Here is a 13,117-nt window from a genome sequence, read left to right as displayed (position 1 = left end):
TAATAATATATTATGCAAATTGGTATTTTAAAGCGTTACTGCTTCTCGATTTTAGCCCATGAATCTCTAAGACCAACCGTTTGGTTGAATACTAAATTTTCTGACTTTGTATCACGTGAGAAATAGCCAGTACGCTCAAACTGGAAGCCTTGTGCCGGTTCAGCTTTAGCAAGCGATACTTCTAGCTTTGCATTTTCTAATACAACTAACGAATCAGGGTTAAGTGTCGATTCGAATTCTTCAGCAGCACCTGGGTTTGGTACATTAAATAAACGGTCATACAATCTAACTTCTGCATTAACCGACTCAGGCGCAGAAACCCAATGAATAACCCCTTTTACTTTACGACCGTCACTTGGGTTTTTACCTAGTGTTTCGTTGTCGTAAGTACAGTAAATAGTGGTAATTTCACCATTTTCATCTTTTTCTACACGCTGGGCTTTAATTACATAAGCACCACGTAAGCGTACTTCTTTATCAAGTACTAAGCGTTTAAATTTATTATTCGCTTCTTCGCGGAAGTCTTCACGCTCAATGAAAAGCTCACGAGTAAACGGTACTTCACGACGCCCCATTTCTTCTTTATTAGGGTGGTTAGCTACCGACAATGTTTCTACTTTATCTGCATCAAAGTTTTCTATTACGACTTTAACTGGATCGAGTACTGCCATTGCACGTGGTGCGTTTTCATTTAAGTCTTCACGGATACACGCTTCAAGCATGCCCATTTCAACCATATTTTCTTGCTTAGTCACACCGATACGTAAACAGAACTCACGTATTGAAGCCGGTGTATAACCACGACGACGTAAACCAGCAATAGTTGGCATACGTGGGTCATCCCACCCTTCTACATAGTTATTTACAACTAAGTCGTTTAGCTTACGCTTAGACATAATTGTGTATTCAAGATTTAAGCGCGAAAACTCAATTTGCTGTGGGTGACATTCAAGGCTGATGTTATCAAGCACCCAGTCGTATAAACGGCGGTTATCTTGAAACTCAAGTGTACACAATGAATGGGTTATGCCCTCAAGCGCATCAGAAATACAATGTGTGAAGTCATACATTGGGTAAATGCACCACTTGTCACCTGTTTGATGGTGATGAGCAAAACGAACGCGATAAATAATTGGATCGCGAAGCACCATAAATGAGCTTGCCATATCAATTTTAGCGCGTAGAACACACTCACCTTCTTTGAATTCACCCGCGCGCATTTTTTCAAACAATGCGAGGTTTTCTTCTACTGAGGTGTCTCTGTATGGGCTGTTTTTACCCGGCTCTTTTAACGTACCGCGATACTCGCGTGCTTGATCGGCCGTTAAAAAACAAACGTACGCTAAGCCTTTTTCAATAAGCTCTACTGCATAGCCGTATAGGGTATCAAAATAGTTTGACGAATATTTTATCTCACCACTCCAGTTGAAGCCTAACCACTGCACGTCTTCTTTGATTGAATTAACGTAGTTAATATCTTCTTTTTCTGGGTTTGTATCATCAAAACGTAGGTTACATAAACCATCGTAATCTTTTGCAATGCCAAAATTCAAACAAATTGATTTTGCATGGCCAATATGTAAAAAGCCATTTGGTTCAGGTGGAAAACGTGTATGCGTAGTTGCATGTTTGCCACTTGCTAAATCTTCATCAATTCGAGTTCTTATAAAGTTACTTGGGCGATTCTCAATTTCCGCCATAGGAGTGCGATCCTCTGAATATTCGTGATAACAAAACTAACGCATTATTACAAAAACAAACACTAACATACAGCACTAGATGCGGGTTTATTCTAGTTATTATGGCAATGGTGCATTAGTTTATTACTTAAATTTGTTTTAGCGCAATATTTGAGTCATGAAAGGCATTTATAGTACCTAAACTTAAGCTCCTTAAAAGGATTCAAAGATGGCCAGTTCTACACAACACAGAGTTTATATACCAACAAATGCGCGAGCTAATCACTATTTACTCGCTGAAATTACACCCACTGATGACTTTTACACTAGTTTTAGCGATATCGATAGTTGCTATACCCGCATTGCCAAGCAACTATTTGCAAGCTGTGATGAATACGAGCTACATAATGTACACCTACTCGCTAACGACAAATTACCTGTGGTCAGATTTCATGATGAGTCGTATCAATTAGAAACAGCAAAGCAAATGTTGTTTTTTTACAACCCGCGTTACCACGAGGCGCACAAACTACACTACACCCCTACTTTTAAAAGTAAAAAAATTCGCTTGTTATTTTTAGCTACCGGTGATGATTTGCGCGCAAGCTCGGCACAATTTCACAGCAGGGTGCAAAAAGTGTTGGATAATTTACAAACACAATTATTTATTGAACAACCCCAGTTTAAGCTTCGCGATCATCAGCATTTAACCTATGACTTATTTGCCAAGAGCAAAGGCTGTAACCAAAGTTACGGCTACAAACTTAGAAGCCTATACCCCCGTTATTTAGCTCGCCAATGTAAAATACCCGCCGAGCATGCAGAAATGACCTATGCAACGTTTTCTATACCGGTTTCGCGCGGCATTAAGACGCAATTTCAAAGCTTAATAAATAAAAATAATTACACTGAGTTTTATAACTACTTCGCCCAATCATTTAAAGGGTGCTGCGAGCGATACGAATTATCTCACGGCGCTATGGTTGCTAATGGTGCAAGGCCCATAGTGCGCAATAGCCAAATAGATAAAAATGATGGGAATGCAGAATTACAAAAAATAAGTTTTGATGTGAATGGCACAGCCACGCAAATACATATTTTTTTCAATGCTGAAAAATTAGTTGAGTCACTACATTTTGTGATTGTTGCCACCCATAAAGATAAACATGAAATGGGCTACGGCCGCTTTATGAATCAAGTAGAAAAAACAATACACGCTATGTGCTCAGAGCTGGCAATAAATAAAGAACGACAAGATTTATCAGTACGGTTTTTTCAACACATTAGTTACCCATACTAATTTTTTAGCCAATAACAAAAAGGCTCGCAAATGCGAGCCTTTTTAAAGATTAAGCAAACTGATTACCAGCCTGTTTTCTCTTTAAGTGCTTTACCGATATCAGCAAGTGAACGTACAGTTTGTACGCCAGCAGCTTCTAGTGCAGCAAATTTCTCATCAGCAGTACCTTTACCGCCAGCGATGATTGCGCCAGCGTGACCCATACGCTTACCTTCTGGTGCAGTTACACCAGCAATGTAAGAAACAACAGGCTTAGTTACGTTAGCTTTAATGTACTCTGCAGCTTCTTCTTCTGCAGTACCGCCAATTTCACCAATCATTACGATTGCTTCAGTTTGTGGATCTTTTTCGAACATTTCTAGCACGTCGATAAAGTTAGTACCTGGGATTGGGTCGCCACCAATACCAACACACGTAGACTGACCAAAACCAGCGTCTGTAGTTTGTTTAACCGCTTCGTACGTTAAAGTACCAGAGCGAGAAACAATACCTACTTTACCAGGCTTGTGGATGTGACCAGGCATGATACCAATCTTAGTCTCACCAGGAGTGATAACACCTGGACAGTTAGGACCGATCATACGAACACCAGAGTTATCAAGCTTAACTTTAACGTCAACCATGTCTAGTGTTGGGATACCTTCAGTGATACAAACAATTAGCTCGATGCCCGCATCGATAGCTTCTAAGATTGCATCTTTACAGAACGGTGCTGGTACGTAAATAACTGACGCTGTTGCGCCTGTTTCTTTAACTGCATCGCGTACTGTGTTGAATACTGGAAGACCAAGGTGCGTTTGACCGCCTTTACCTGGGCTTACACCACCAACCATTTGTGTACCGTACTCAAGAGCTTGCTCAGAGTGGAAAGTACCTTGGCCACCAGTGAAACCTTGACAGATAACTTTTGTATCTTTATTGATTAATACAGACATTATTTGCCCTCCGCAGCAGCTACAACTTTCTCAGCAGCGTCTGTTAGTGATTCAGCAGCGATGATATCTAGACCAGAGTTCTTAAGAACGTCACGACCTAATTCAGCGTTAGTACCTTCTAAACGTACAACTACAGGCACGTTTACACCTACTTCTTTAACTGCGCCAATGATACCTTCAGCAATCATGTCACAACGTACGATACCACCAAAGATGTTAACTAAAACAGCTTTTACGTTATCGTCAGAAAGGATGATTTTGAATGCTTCAGAAACACGCTCTTTAGTCGCGCCGCCACCAACATCTAGGAAGTTAGCTGGCTTGCCGCCGTGTAGGTTTACGATGTCCATAGTACCCATCGCTAGGCCTGCACCGTTAACCATACAACCTACGTTACCATCTAGTGCTACGTAGTTAAGCTCGAAGCTTGCTGCGTGAGCTTCACGTGCATCTTCTTGAGATGGATCGTGCATTTCACGGATTTTTGGTTGACGGTAAAGTGCATTACCATCGATACCGATTTTGCCATCAAGACAGTGAAGGTTACCTTCGTCTGTGATTACTAACGGGTTGATTTCAAGAAGAGCGAAATCAAAATCGTTGAACATGTTGCCAAGACCCATAAAGATCTTAACGAACTGCTTCATTTGTGTAGGGTTAAGACCCAGTTTAAAACCTAACTCACGTGCTTGGTAAGCTTGAGGACCCACTAATGGATCGATCTCTGCTTTGTGGATAAGCTCTGGAGTTTCTTCAGCAACAGTTTCAATTTCAACACCGCCTTCAGTAGACGCCATGAAAACAACTTTGCGAGAAGCACGGTCAACAACTGCACCTAAGTACAATTCGTTAGCGATATCTGTACAGCTTTCTACTAAAATTTTAGCAACAGGCTGACCATTTTCGTCTGTTTGGTAAGTAACTAAGTTTTTACCTAACCAGTTTGCAGCGAATTCTTTTACTTCTTCGATTGTTTTAACTAGCTTAACACCGCCAGCTTTACCACGACCACCTGCGTGAACCTGAGTTTTAACAACCCACATATCACCGCCAATTTTTTCGGCAGCTGCTGCAGCTTCTTCAGGTGTATCGCAAGCGAAACCTTGAGAAACTGGTAAACCATATTCGGCAAAAAGTTGTTTTGCCTGATACTCATGCAAATTCATGATGCTTTATCCAATTTTTTATACTAAAAGAGCTGAATATTTATGCAAATAAACAGCTATCCCAAATTGCGCACCTAGTATAGATCCCAAGGCTTAACATGAAAACCCCAGTAACACCAAAGGCGCAAAAAAAAGCTGTGAATTGTCATTCACAGCTTATATTTCATACTACTCGATTAAACATCCAGTAATAAGCGAGTTGGATCTTCAAGTAACTCTTTAATAGTCACTAAGAAACCAACAGATTCTTTACCATCGATTTGGCGATGATCGTAAGATAGTGCCAAATACATCATAGGAAGAATTTCAACTTTACCATTTACAGCCATAGGACGCTCTTGGATTTTGTGCATACCCAAGATTGATGACTGTGGTAAGTTAATAATAGGCGTAGAAAGTAACGAACCAAATACACCACCGTTAGTAATGGTAAAGTTACCACCTGTCATATCGTCAAGTGTTAGTTTACCGTCACGGCCTTTAAGGGCTAATTCACGAATACCTTTCTCGATTTCAGCAACAGATAGCTTGTCGCAATCTTTAAGTACTGGTGTAACTAAACCACGTGGTGTAGATACAGCGATGCTGATATCAAAGTAATTGTGGTAAACAATGTCGTCACCATCAATTGATGCATTTACGTCAGGGAAACGCTTAAGTGCTTCAGTTACTGCTTTCACGTAGAAAGACATAAAGCCTAAACGAATACCGTGACGCTTCTCGAATACTTCTTGGTATTGCTTACGAAGGTCCATGATAGGTTTCATGTTTACTTCGTTAAACGTAGTTAACATTGCTGTTGAGTTTTTCGCTTCTAATAAACGATTAGCAATGGTTTTACGTAAGCGCGTCATTGGTACACGTTTTTGTGTACGGTCACCCATCGGTGCAGCAGGTGCTGAAGCAGCTTCTTTTTTAGCAGCTGGAGCAGGTGCTTTTAGGAAAGTATCAACGTCTTCTTTAGTTACACGGCCGTTTTTACCTGTGCCTTTAATTTTAGACGCATCAAGCCCTTTTTCAGCGATTAAACGACGTACAGACGGCGTTAACACATCTGAGCTATCGTTAGACTCACTTGCAGCAGGCGCTTCCTCTGCTTTAGCTGCAGGTGCCGCTGGAGCGCCGCCCGCTTTAACGTTACCAATAACTTGTTCGCCAAGTACAGTATCGCCTTCTGCGTTTAGTTGCTCGCCCATGATACCGTCTTCTTGAGCTACTACTTCAAGAACAACTTTATCAGTTTCAATATCTACCAAGTTTTGGTCGCGAGTTACCGCTTCACCTGGTTGTACATGCCATGTAGCAATTGTTGCGTCTGCAACTGATTCTGGAAGTACAGGTACTTTAATGTCCACTTCTTTACCTTCTGATGCTGGAGCTGATTGCGCCGCAGGCGCGTCTTCTGATTTTTCAGGTGCGGCTTCTTCTTTAGCCGGAGCACTGTCACTTGCTGGTGCTGCATCAGCATCACCAAGTAAACCGATAACTTGGTCGCCAAGTACCGTTGCACCTTCTTCTTGTGATATTTCAGTAATTACACCGTCATTTTGTGCAACCACTTCTAAAACCACTTTATCTGTTTCAATGTCTACTAAGTTTTGGTCACGGCTTACTTTGTCGCCTACACTTACATGCCATGTAGCAACGGTAGCATCTGCAACCGACTCAGGAAGAACAGGAACTTTAATTTCTGTGCTCATTGCTTATCCTTTCTTTTGTATAGTAAGCGCGTCTGCAACGAGCGCTTGTTGTTCTTTAGTATGTACTGACATGTAACCACACGCTGGAGATGCCGACGCCTTACGCCCTGCGTAAGTCAATTTAGCACCCTGTGGGATTGCATCAATAAAGTGATGTTGCGAACAGTACCAAGCACCTTGGTTTTGTGGCTCTTCTTGACACCAAACAAAATCAGTAACGTGTTGGTAACGTTCCATAATCGTGTCCATTTCTGCATGTGGGAACGGGTATAACTGCTCCACACGTACAATAGCAATATTGTCTTGCTCAAGCTTACGACGCTCTTGTAATAGTTCGTAGTAAACTTTACCACTACAAAATACTACGCGTTCTACTTTCTCAGGGTTAATATCATCGATTTCATCGATCATATTATGGAATACACCTTGTGAAAGTTCTTCAAGTGAAGATACCGCAAGTGGGTGACGAAGTAGTGATTTTGGTGTCATTACAATCAATGGACGACGAAGTGGTCTAACTGATTGACGACGTAGCATAGCGTAAACTTGTGCAGGTGTTGAAGGAACACACACTTGCATGTTGTGATCGGCACAAAGCTGTAAAAAACGCTCTAAACGTGCAGAACTATGCTCTGGGCCTTGACCTTCATAACCATGCGGAAGCAAACATGTTAAGCCACATAAACGGCCCCACTTTTGCTCACCAGAGCTTAAGAACTGGTCAAATACGACTTGTGCACCATTTGCGAAGTCACCAAACTGGGCTTCCCAAAGGACTAATGATGTAGGTTCAGCTGTTGCATAACCATATTCAAAAGCAAGTACCGCTTCTTCTGATAAAACAGAATCAAATACTTCAAAAGTACCTTGGTCTTCACTTAAATTTTGAAGAGGTAAGTAAGTTGAACCATCTGACTGGCTATGTACTACAGCATGGCGGTGGAAGAAAGTACCACGCCCTGAGTCTTGGCCAGTTAAACGTATATCTGTGCCTTCAGAGGCAATTGTTGCATAAGCAAGTGTTTCTGCCATACCCCAATCTAGTGGTTTTTCGCCACTTGCCATAAGCTTACGGTCATCGTAAATCTTTTTAACACGAGACTGTACTTTATATTGCTCAGGGAACTGCGCAACTTGTTCGCCAAGTGCTTTTAGCTTATCTACCGGTACGCTTGCGTCGTACTCAACATTCCACTCATGGCCAACATATTTTGCCCAATCAGATGAGTGCGAAGTTTCTGGCTGAATTTCTTCAACAACACAGTTACCTTCATCTAAGCCGTTACGGTATTCATCAGCTAATGCTTTAATTTCACTCTCAGTGAATGAGCCTTCAGACATAAGTTGATCAGCGTAAATTAAACGCGGAACCGCATGCTTTTTAATTTTTTGGTACATAAGAGGCTGTGTTGCATTAGGCTCATCAGCTTCGTTATGACCATGGCGGCGATAACATACTAAATCGATTACTACGTCACGTTTAAACTGGTTTCTAAAATCAAGTGCAAGTTGTGTAACAAATGCAACAGCTTCAGGGTCATCAGAGTTAACGTGGAAGATTGGTGACTGAACCATTTTAGCAATGTCAGTACAGTAATCTGTAGAACGTACGTCGTCTTGTTTTGAAGTTGTAAAACCAACTTGGTTATTTACAACAATACGGATACTACCACCACATGAGAAGGCATTTGTTTGCGACAAGTTAAATGTTTCTTGTACAACACCTTGGCCTGTAATCGCAGAATCACCGTGGATAGTAATAGGTAATGCTTTGCTACCTGAACTGTCACCTAAACGGTCTAAACGCGCTCTTACCGAGCCCATAACAACAGGGTTAACAATTTCTAGGTGAGAAGGGTTAAACGCAAGTGCCATATGAACATTGCCACCTTTGGTCGCAAAGTCAGATGAATAACCCATATGGTATTTAACGTCACCAGAGCTTAACGTGTCTTTGTGTTTACCAGCAAACTCATCGAATAACTCAGATGGGTTTTTACCTAACACATTAACTAGTACGTTTAAGCGACCACGGTGGGCCATACCAATTACGGCTTCTTTTTGCCCGCTTTCGCCGGCACGGTGAATAAGTTCTTTAAGCATAGGAACTAACGCATCACCACCTTCAAGTGAGAAACGCTTAGCACCAGGGAACTTTGCACCTAAATATTTTTCAAGACCATCTGCTGCGGTTAATCCTTTAAGGATACGCAGTTTTTCTTCTTTAGAAAAAGTAGGTCGTGATTGAACAGATTCTAAACGCTGTTGTAACCAACGCTTTTCTTCTGTTGATGTGATGTGCATATACTCAGCACCAATAGAACCACAATAGGTGGTTTTAAGTGCCTGGTATAGTTCACCTAAAGGCATAGTATCGCGGCCTACGGCAAACGATCCTACGTTAAATTCGCGGTCAAAATCAGCTTTAGATAAGTCGTGGTATTCTAGCTCTAAATCTCGAACACGCTCTCGTTGCCAAATGCCTAATGGATCTAGGTTAGCATTTTGGTGTCCTCGAAAGCGGAAAGCATTAATAAGTTGTAGTACTTTAACCTGTTTAAGGTCACCGCCACTACCCTCTGCTACCACTACCTCTCTATGCTTGTTTTTAGCAAGCGCCGCAAACTGTGAACGAACTTCTGAATGCTTTACTTCAACATCCACACCATCTACTTTTGGTAATTGTTCGAACACTTCTCGCCATTCTTCTGGCACAGAAGTCGCATCATCTAAATACGCTTCATAAAGCTCTTCTACATAAGCAACGTTGCCGCCGTTTAAATGTGAAGATTCTAGCCATGCCTTCATCACACCTTCGTGCATTTATAAGCCCTTTTCTTTAGCGCAGAAATTAATAGTTGTCATAACAAGATGGCTAATAAAAATATTAGCCATCTTACGTTACTAAGTGATTAAACCGCGCGGTTTAATAACATAGATTTAATTTGTCCAATTGCTTTGGTCGGGTTAAGACCCTTAGGACAAACGCTAACACAGTTCATGATACTGTGGCAACGGAACACACTGAACGCATCGTCTAAGTCTGCTAAACGTTCTTCAGTTGCCGTATCGCGGCTATCTGCCAAGAAACGGTAAGCATGAAGAAGGCCTGCTGGACCAATGAACTTGTCTGGATTCCACCAGAACGAAGGACACGATGTAGAACAACATGCACATAAAATACACTCGTAAAGCCCATCTAATTTATCACGTTCTTCAATAGATTGAAGACGTTCACCAGCCGCTGGCTGATCGTTAATTAGGTATGGTTTAACTTTTTCGTACTGAGTGTAGAACTGACTCATGTCAATAACAAGGTCACGTACCACAGGTAAGCCAGGTAAAGGACGAATTACAATAGTACCTTTGCCGCCTTTTTGCAGCGTAGATAATGGTGTAATACATGCTAAACCATTTTTACCATTCATGTTAACGCCATCAGAGCCACACACGCCTTCACGACATGAGCGACGGAATGATAATGTTGGATCTTGCTCTTTTAATAATAAAAGTGCATCCAATACCATCATGTCCTGACCTTCCTCTGTTTGCAAAGTATATTCTTGCATACGAGGTGCGTTATCAACATCCGGATTGTAACGATAAACTGAAAATTGTACTTGTGCCATCGTCTCGCTCCTAGTAGGTACGTGCTTTAGGTGGGAACGCTTCACGCGTCTTAGGCGCGTAGTTTACGTCACGCTTGCTCATTTCATCCGTTACCGGATTGAATACTGAGTGACATAGCCAGTTTTCGTCATCACGATCTGGGTAGTCAAAGCGAGAGTGTGCACCACGGCTTTCAGTGCGGAAGTTTGCAGCTACTGCAGTTGAGTAAGCTGTTTCCATTAAGTTGTCTAGTTCAAGACATTCGATACGCTGCGTGTTGAAGTCTGATGATTTATCATCAAGACGTGCATGCTGCAGACGTTCACGAATTTCTTTAAGCTCTTTAAGACCTGTCGCCATAGACTCACCTTCACGGAATACCGAGAAGTTAAGCTGCATACATTGTTGTAGGTCTTTTTTGATTTGAACTGGGTCTTCACCTTGGCCAGCCGTTGAATTTTCCCAACGGTTAAAGCGTGCAAGAGACGCGTCAATATCAGATGCTGTCGGTGCTTTAGTAATTTCAACTTCGTTTAGGTATTTACCTAGGAAGTTACCCGCAGCACGGCCAAATACAACTAAATCAAGTAATGAGTTACCACCTAGGCGGTTTGCACCATGTACAGATACACAGGCAATTTCACCTACGGCAAATAAGCCTTCTACTACTTTTTCGTTGCCGTTAGCATCGATTTGTAGCGCTTGACCATTTACGTTAGTTGGAACACCACCCATCATGTAGTGACAAGTTGGTATTACTGGAATTGGCTCTTTAGAAGGGTCAACGTGTGCGAAAGTTTTAGCAAGGTCACATACGCCTGGTAGACGTAAGTTAAGCGTTTCTTCACCTAAGTGGTCAAGTTTCAGCTTAAGGTGTGGACCCCAAGGACCATCACAGCCACGGCCTTCACGGATTTCAGTCATCATTGAACGTGCTACAACGTCACGAGACGCTAAGTCTTTAGCGTTTGGTGCATAACGTTCCATGAAGCGTTCGCCATCTTTATTTAAAAGATAACCACCTTCACCACGACAACCTTCGGTTACAAGTGTACCAGCGCCTGCAATACCGGTTGGGTGGAATTGCCACATTTCCATATCTTGCATAGCAACGCCTGCACGGGCTGCCATACCAACACCATCACCCGTATTAATGTGAGCATTGGTTGTTGATGCGAAAATACGACCAGCACCGCCGGTTGCAAGTACAACAGCTTTTGATTTGAAGAAAGTGATTTCACCTGTTTCAATCTCAATTGCTGTACAGCCTACTACATCGCCATTGTCGTTTTTAACTAAATCTAGTGCATACCACTCAGAGAATACATTAGTTTGGTTTTTAACGTTTTGTTGGTATAGAAGGTGTAATAAAGCGTGACCAGTACGGTCAGCTGCTGCTGCAGTACGTGCAGCTTGTTCACCACCAAAGTTTTTCGATTGACCACCGAAAGGACGTTGGTAAACACGGCCATTTTCAAAACGAGAAAATGGTAAACCCATGTTTTCTAATTCAGTAATAGCTTCTGGGCCTGTTTGACACATGTATTCGATAGCGTCTTGGTCACCGATAAAATCGGAACCTTTAACGGTATCGTACATATGCCATTCCCAGTTGTCTTCGTGTGAATTACCTAGCGCTACTGTAATACCACCCTGTGCAGATACAGTGTGTGAGCGTGTTGGGAATACTTTAGATATTAATGCACACGTTTTGCCAGATTCGGTAATGGCAAGGGCAGCGCGCATACCAGCACCACCTGCACCAATTACTACGGCGTCAAATTCACGAACAGAATATTTCACTTAAACACCCCATAAAACGATTAGACCAATAGCTACGTAAGCAACGGCCATCAGGTTTAATACAAAGCCTAAAACAGCGCGTAGTTTAGCGTTTTTAACGTAATCCGTTAAAACTTGCCAAAGGCCAATGCGGGTATGAACCATCATGCATACAAGAGTAATAAGTGTAAAACCCTTCATTGCTAGATTAGAGAATAGGCCTGTCCAGGCTTCGAAAGTGACTTCTGGCGTTGCTAAAAAATAGCCGATAATAAAAATCGCGTATGCGGTGATTACTAGTGCCGTGGTACGTAAAGATACGAAATCTTGTACACCATCACGTTTAAGAGTTGCTTGATTTAAAACCATATCCACACCCCTGCCAGTACGGCAAATACAACGCCAAGTGCCATTGCAATTTTAGCGCTAAGGTTACCTGATTCAAGTTCTTCCCAGTGGCCCATATCCATAATGATGTGACGGATACCACCTATAAGGTGATAACCCAATACAGAAAGTGTGCCCCAAGCTATGAATTTGGCAATGAATCCGCTAAACAGACCCTTGACGAATTCAAAACCTTCAGCTGAAGAAAGAGACTCAGACCAAGCCCAAATGACAAACGTTAAAGCAAAAAATAATGCAACACCGGTGACGCGGTGAAAGATTGATGCTTTAGCCGTTGCCGGCATAGATATAGTTGTTAGATCTAGATTTACAGGTCTTTGCTTTTTCACAGTTACTTGCCCATCTTGCTCACATTGGAGCTCATCTACTTGTTTTTCTAAAACCCACCAAAATTTCTGGTGGAACTATCAAAGTAAACGTGTCAATACAGCAAAAGTTCACAAATCTGCAAAAATTACGCTGTAAAAATATGTTTACCTAAATACAAAGCGGTTTAAAACCTCCGATAGTATATATACCCAAAGGTTGTTTTACAATT

Annotated in this window: 10 protein-coding genes; 1 reads left to right on the top strand and 9 read right to left on the bottom strand. The window is 41.9% G+C overall.

The window, feature by feature from the left end:
* Window positions 1-35: 35 nt before the first annotated feature.
* Window positions 36-1,700, bottom strand: coding sequence for a glutamine--tRNA ligase (gene glnS / locus PSI06_RS01685; protein WP_273602622.1), 1,665 nt, complete (start codon window positions 1,698-1,700; stop codon window positions 36-38).
* A gap of 208 nt (window positions 1,701-1,908) precedes the next feature.
* Here glnS and PSI06_RS01680 point away from each other — a divergent pair, with 208 nt between their 5' ends.
* Entirely contained in the window at window positions 1,909-2,979 is a 1,071-nt protein-coding gene (locus tag PSI06_RS01680; protein ID WP_096041661.1) for a DUF3083 family protein, read from the top strand.
* A 62-nt stretch (window positions 2,980-3,041) separates the two neighbouring features.
* On the opposite strand, the gene sucD is transcribed toward PSI06_RS01680, so the two are convergent.
* The 8 genes from sucD to sdhC form a co-directional block, all read right to left on the bottom strand.
* A complete protein-coding gene (sucD, locus tag PSI06_RS01675) occupies window positions 3,042-3,914 on the bottom strand; it encodes a succinate--CoA ligase subunit alpha (RefSeq protein WP_004586678.1) in 873 nt (290 codons plus the stop codon).
* On the bottom strand, window positions 3,914-5,080 hold the full coding sequence (gene sucC, locus PSI06_RS01670) for an ADP-forming succinate--CoA ligase subunit beta (RefSeq protein WP_004586679.1): 1,167 nt from the start codon (window positions 5,078-5,080) through the stop codon (window positions 3,914-3,916). Before sucC ends, sucD begins: the two co-directional genes overlap by 1 nt.
* A 176-nt stretch (window positions 5,081-5,256) precedes the next feature.
* Window positions 5,257-6,780 carry a 2-oxoglutarate dehydrogenase complex dihydrolipoyllysine-residue succinyltransferase gene (gene odhB / locus PSI06_RS01665; protein ID WP_024033546.1) on the bottom strand — a complete coding sequence of 508 codons (1,524 nt, stop codon included), beginning with the start codon at window positions 6,778-6,780 and terminating at the stop codon, window positions 5,257-5,259.
* A gap of 3 nt (window positions 6,781-6,783) precedes the next feature.
* Window positions 6,784-9,603 (bottom strand): 2-oxoglutarate dehydrogenase E1 component, encoded by a 2,820-nt coding sequence (locus tag PSI06_RS01660; RefSeq protein ID WP_273602623.1) that lies wholly within the window; start codon window positions 9,601-9,603, stop codon window positions 6,784-6,786.
* A gap of 89 nt (window positions 9,604-9,692) precedes the next feature.
* Window positions 9,693-10,409, bottom strand: coding sequence for a succinate dehydrogenase iron-sulfur subunit (locus PSI06_RS01655; protein WP_004586682.1), 717 nt, complete (start codon window positions 10,407-10,409; stop codon window positions 9,693-9,695).
* 10 nt (window positions 10,410-10,419) lie between these two features.
* Complete coding sequence (gene sdhA, locus PSI06_RS01650) at window positions 10,420-12,192, bottom strand: succinate dehydrogenase flavoprotein subunit (protein ID WP_273602624.1); 1,773 nt, start codon at window positions 12,190-12,192, stop codon at window positions 10,420-10,422.
* Window positions 12,193-12,540, bottom strand: coding sequence for a succinate dehydrogenase, hydrophobic membrane anchor protein (gene sdhD, locus PSI06_RS01645; RefSeq protein ID WP_004586684.1), 348 nt, complete (start codon window positions 12,538-12,540; stop codon window positions 12,193-12,195).
* Complete coding sequence (gene sdhC / locus PSI06_RS01640) at window positions 12,531-12,908, bottom strand: succinate dehydrogenase, cytochrome b556 subunit (protein WP_273602625.1); 378 nt, start codon at window positions 12,906-12,908, stop codon at window positions 12,531-12,533. Before sdhC ends, sdhD begins: the two co-directional genes overlap by 10 nt.
* Window positions 12,909-13,117 lie beyond the last annotated feature (209 nt).

This window comes from Pseudoalteromonas sp. GABNS16E (genome assembly GCF_028598715.1).
Taxonomy (GTDB): domain Bacteria; phylum Pseudomonadota; class Gammaproteobacteria; order Enterobacterales; family Alteromonadaceae; genus Pseudoalteromonas; species Pseudoalteromonas atlantica.
The sequence above is the reverse complement of the archived record's forward strand: the minus strand, read 5'-3'. Positions and strand labels throughout refer to the sequence as shown.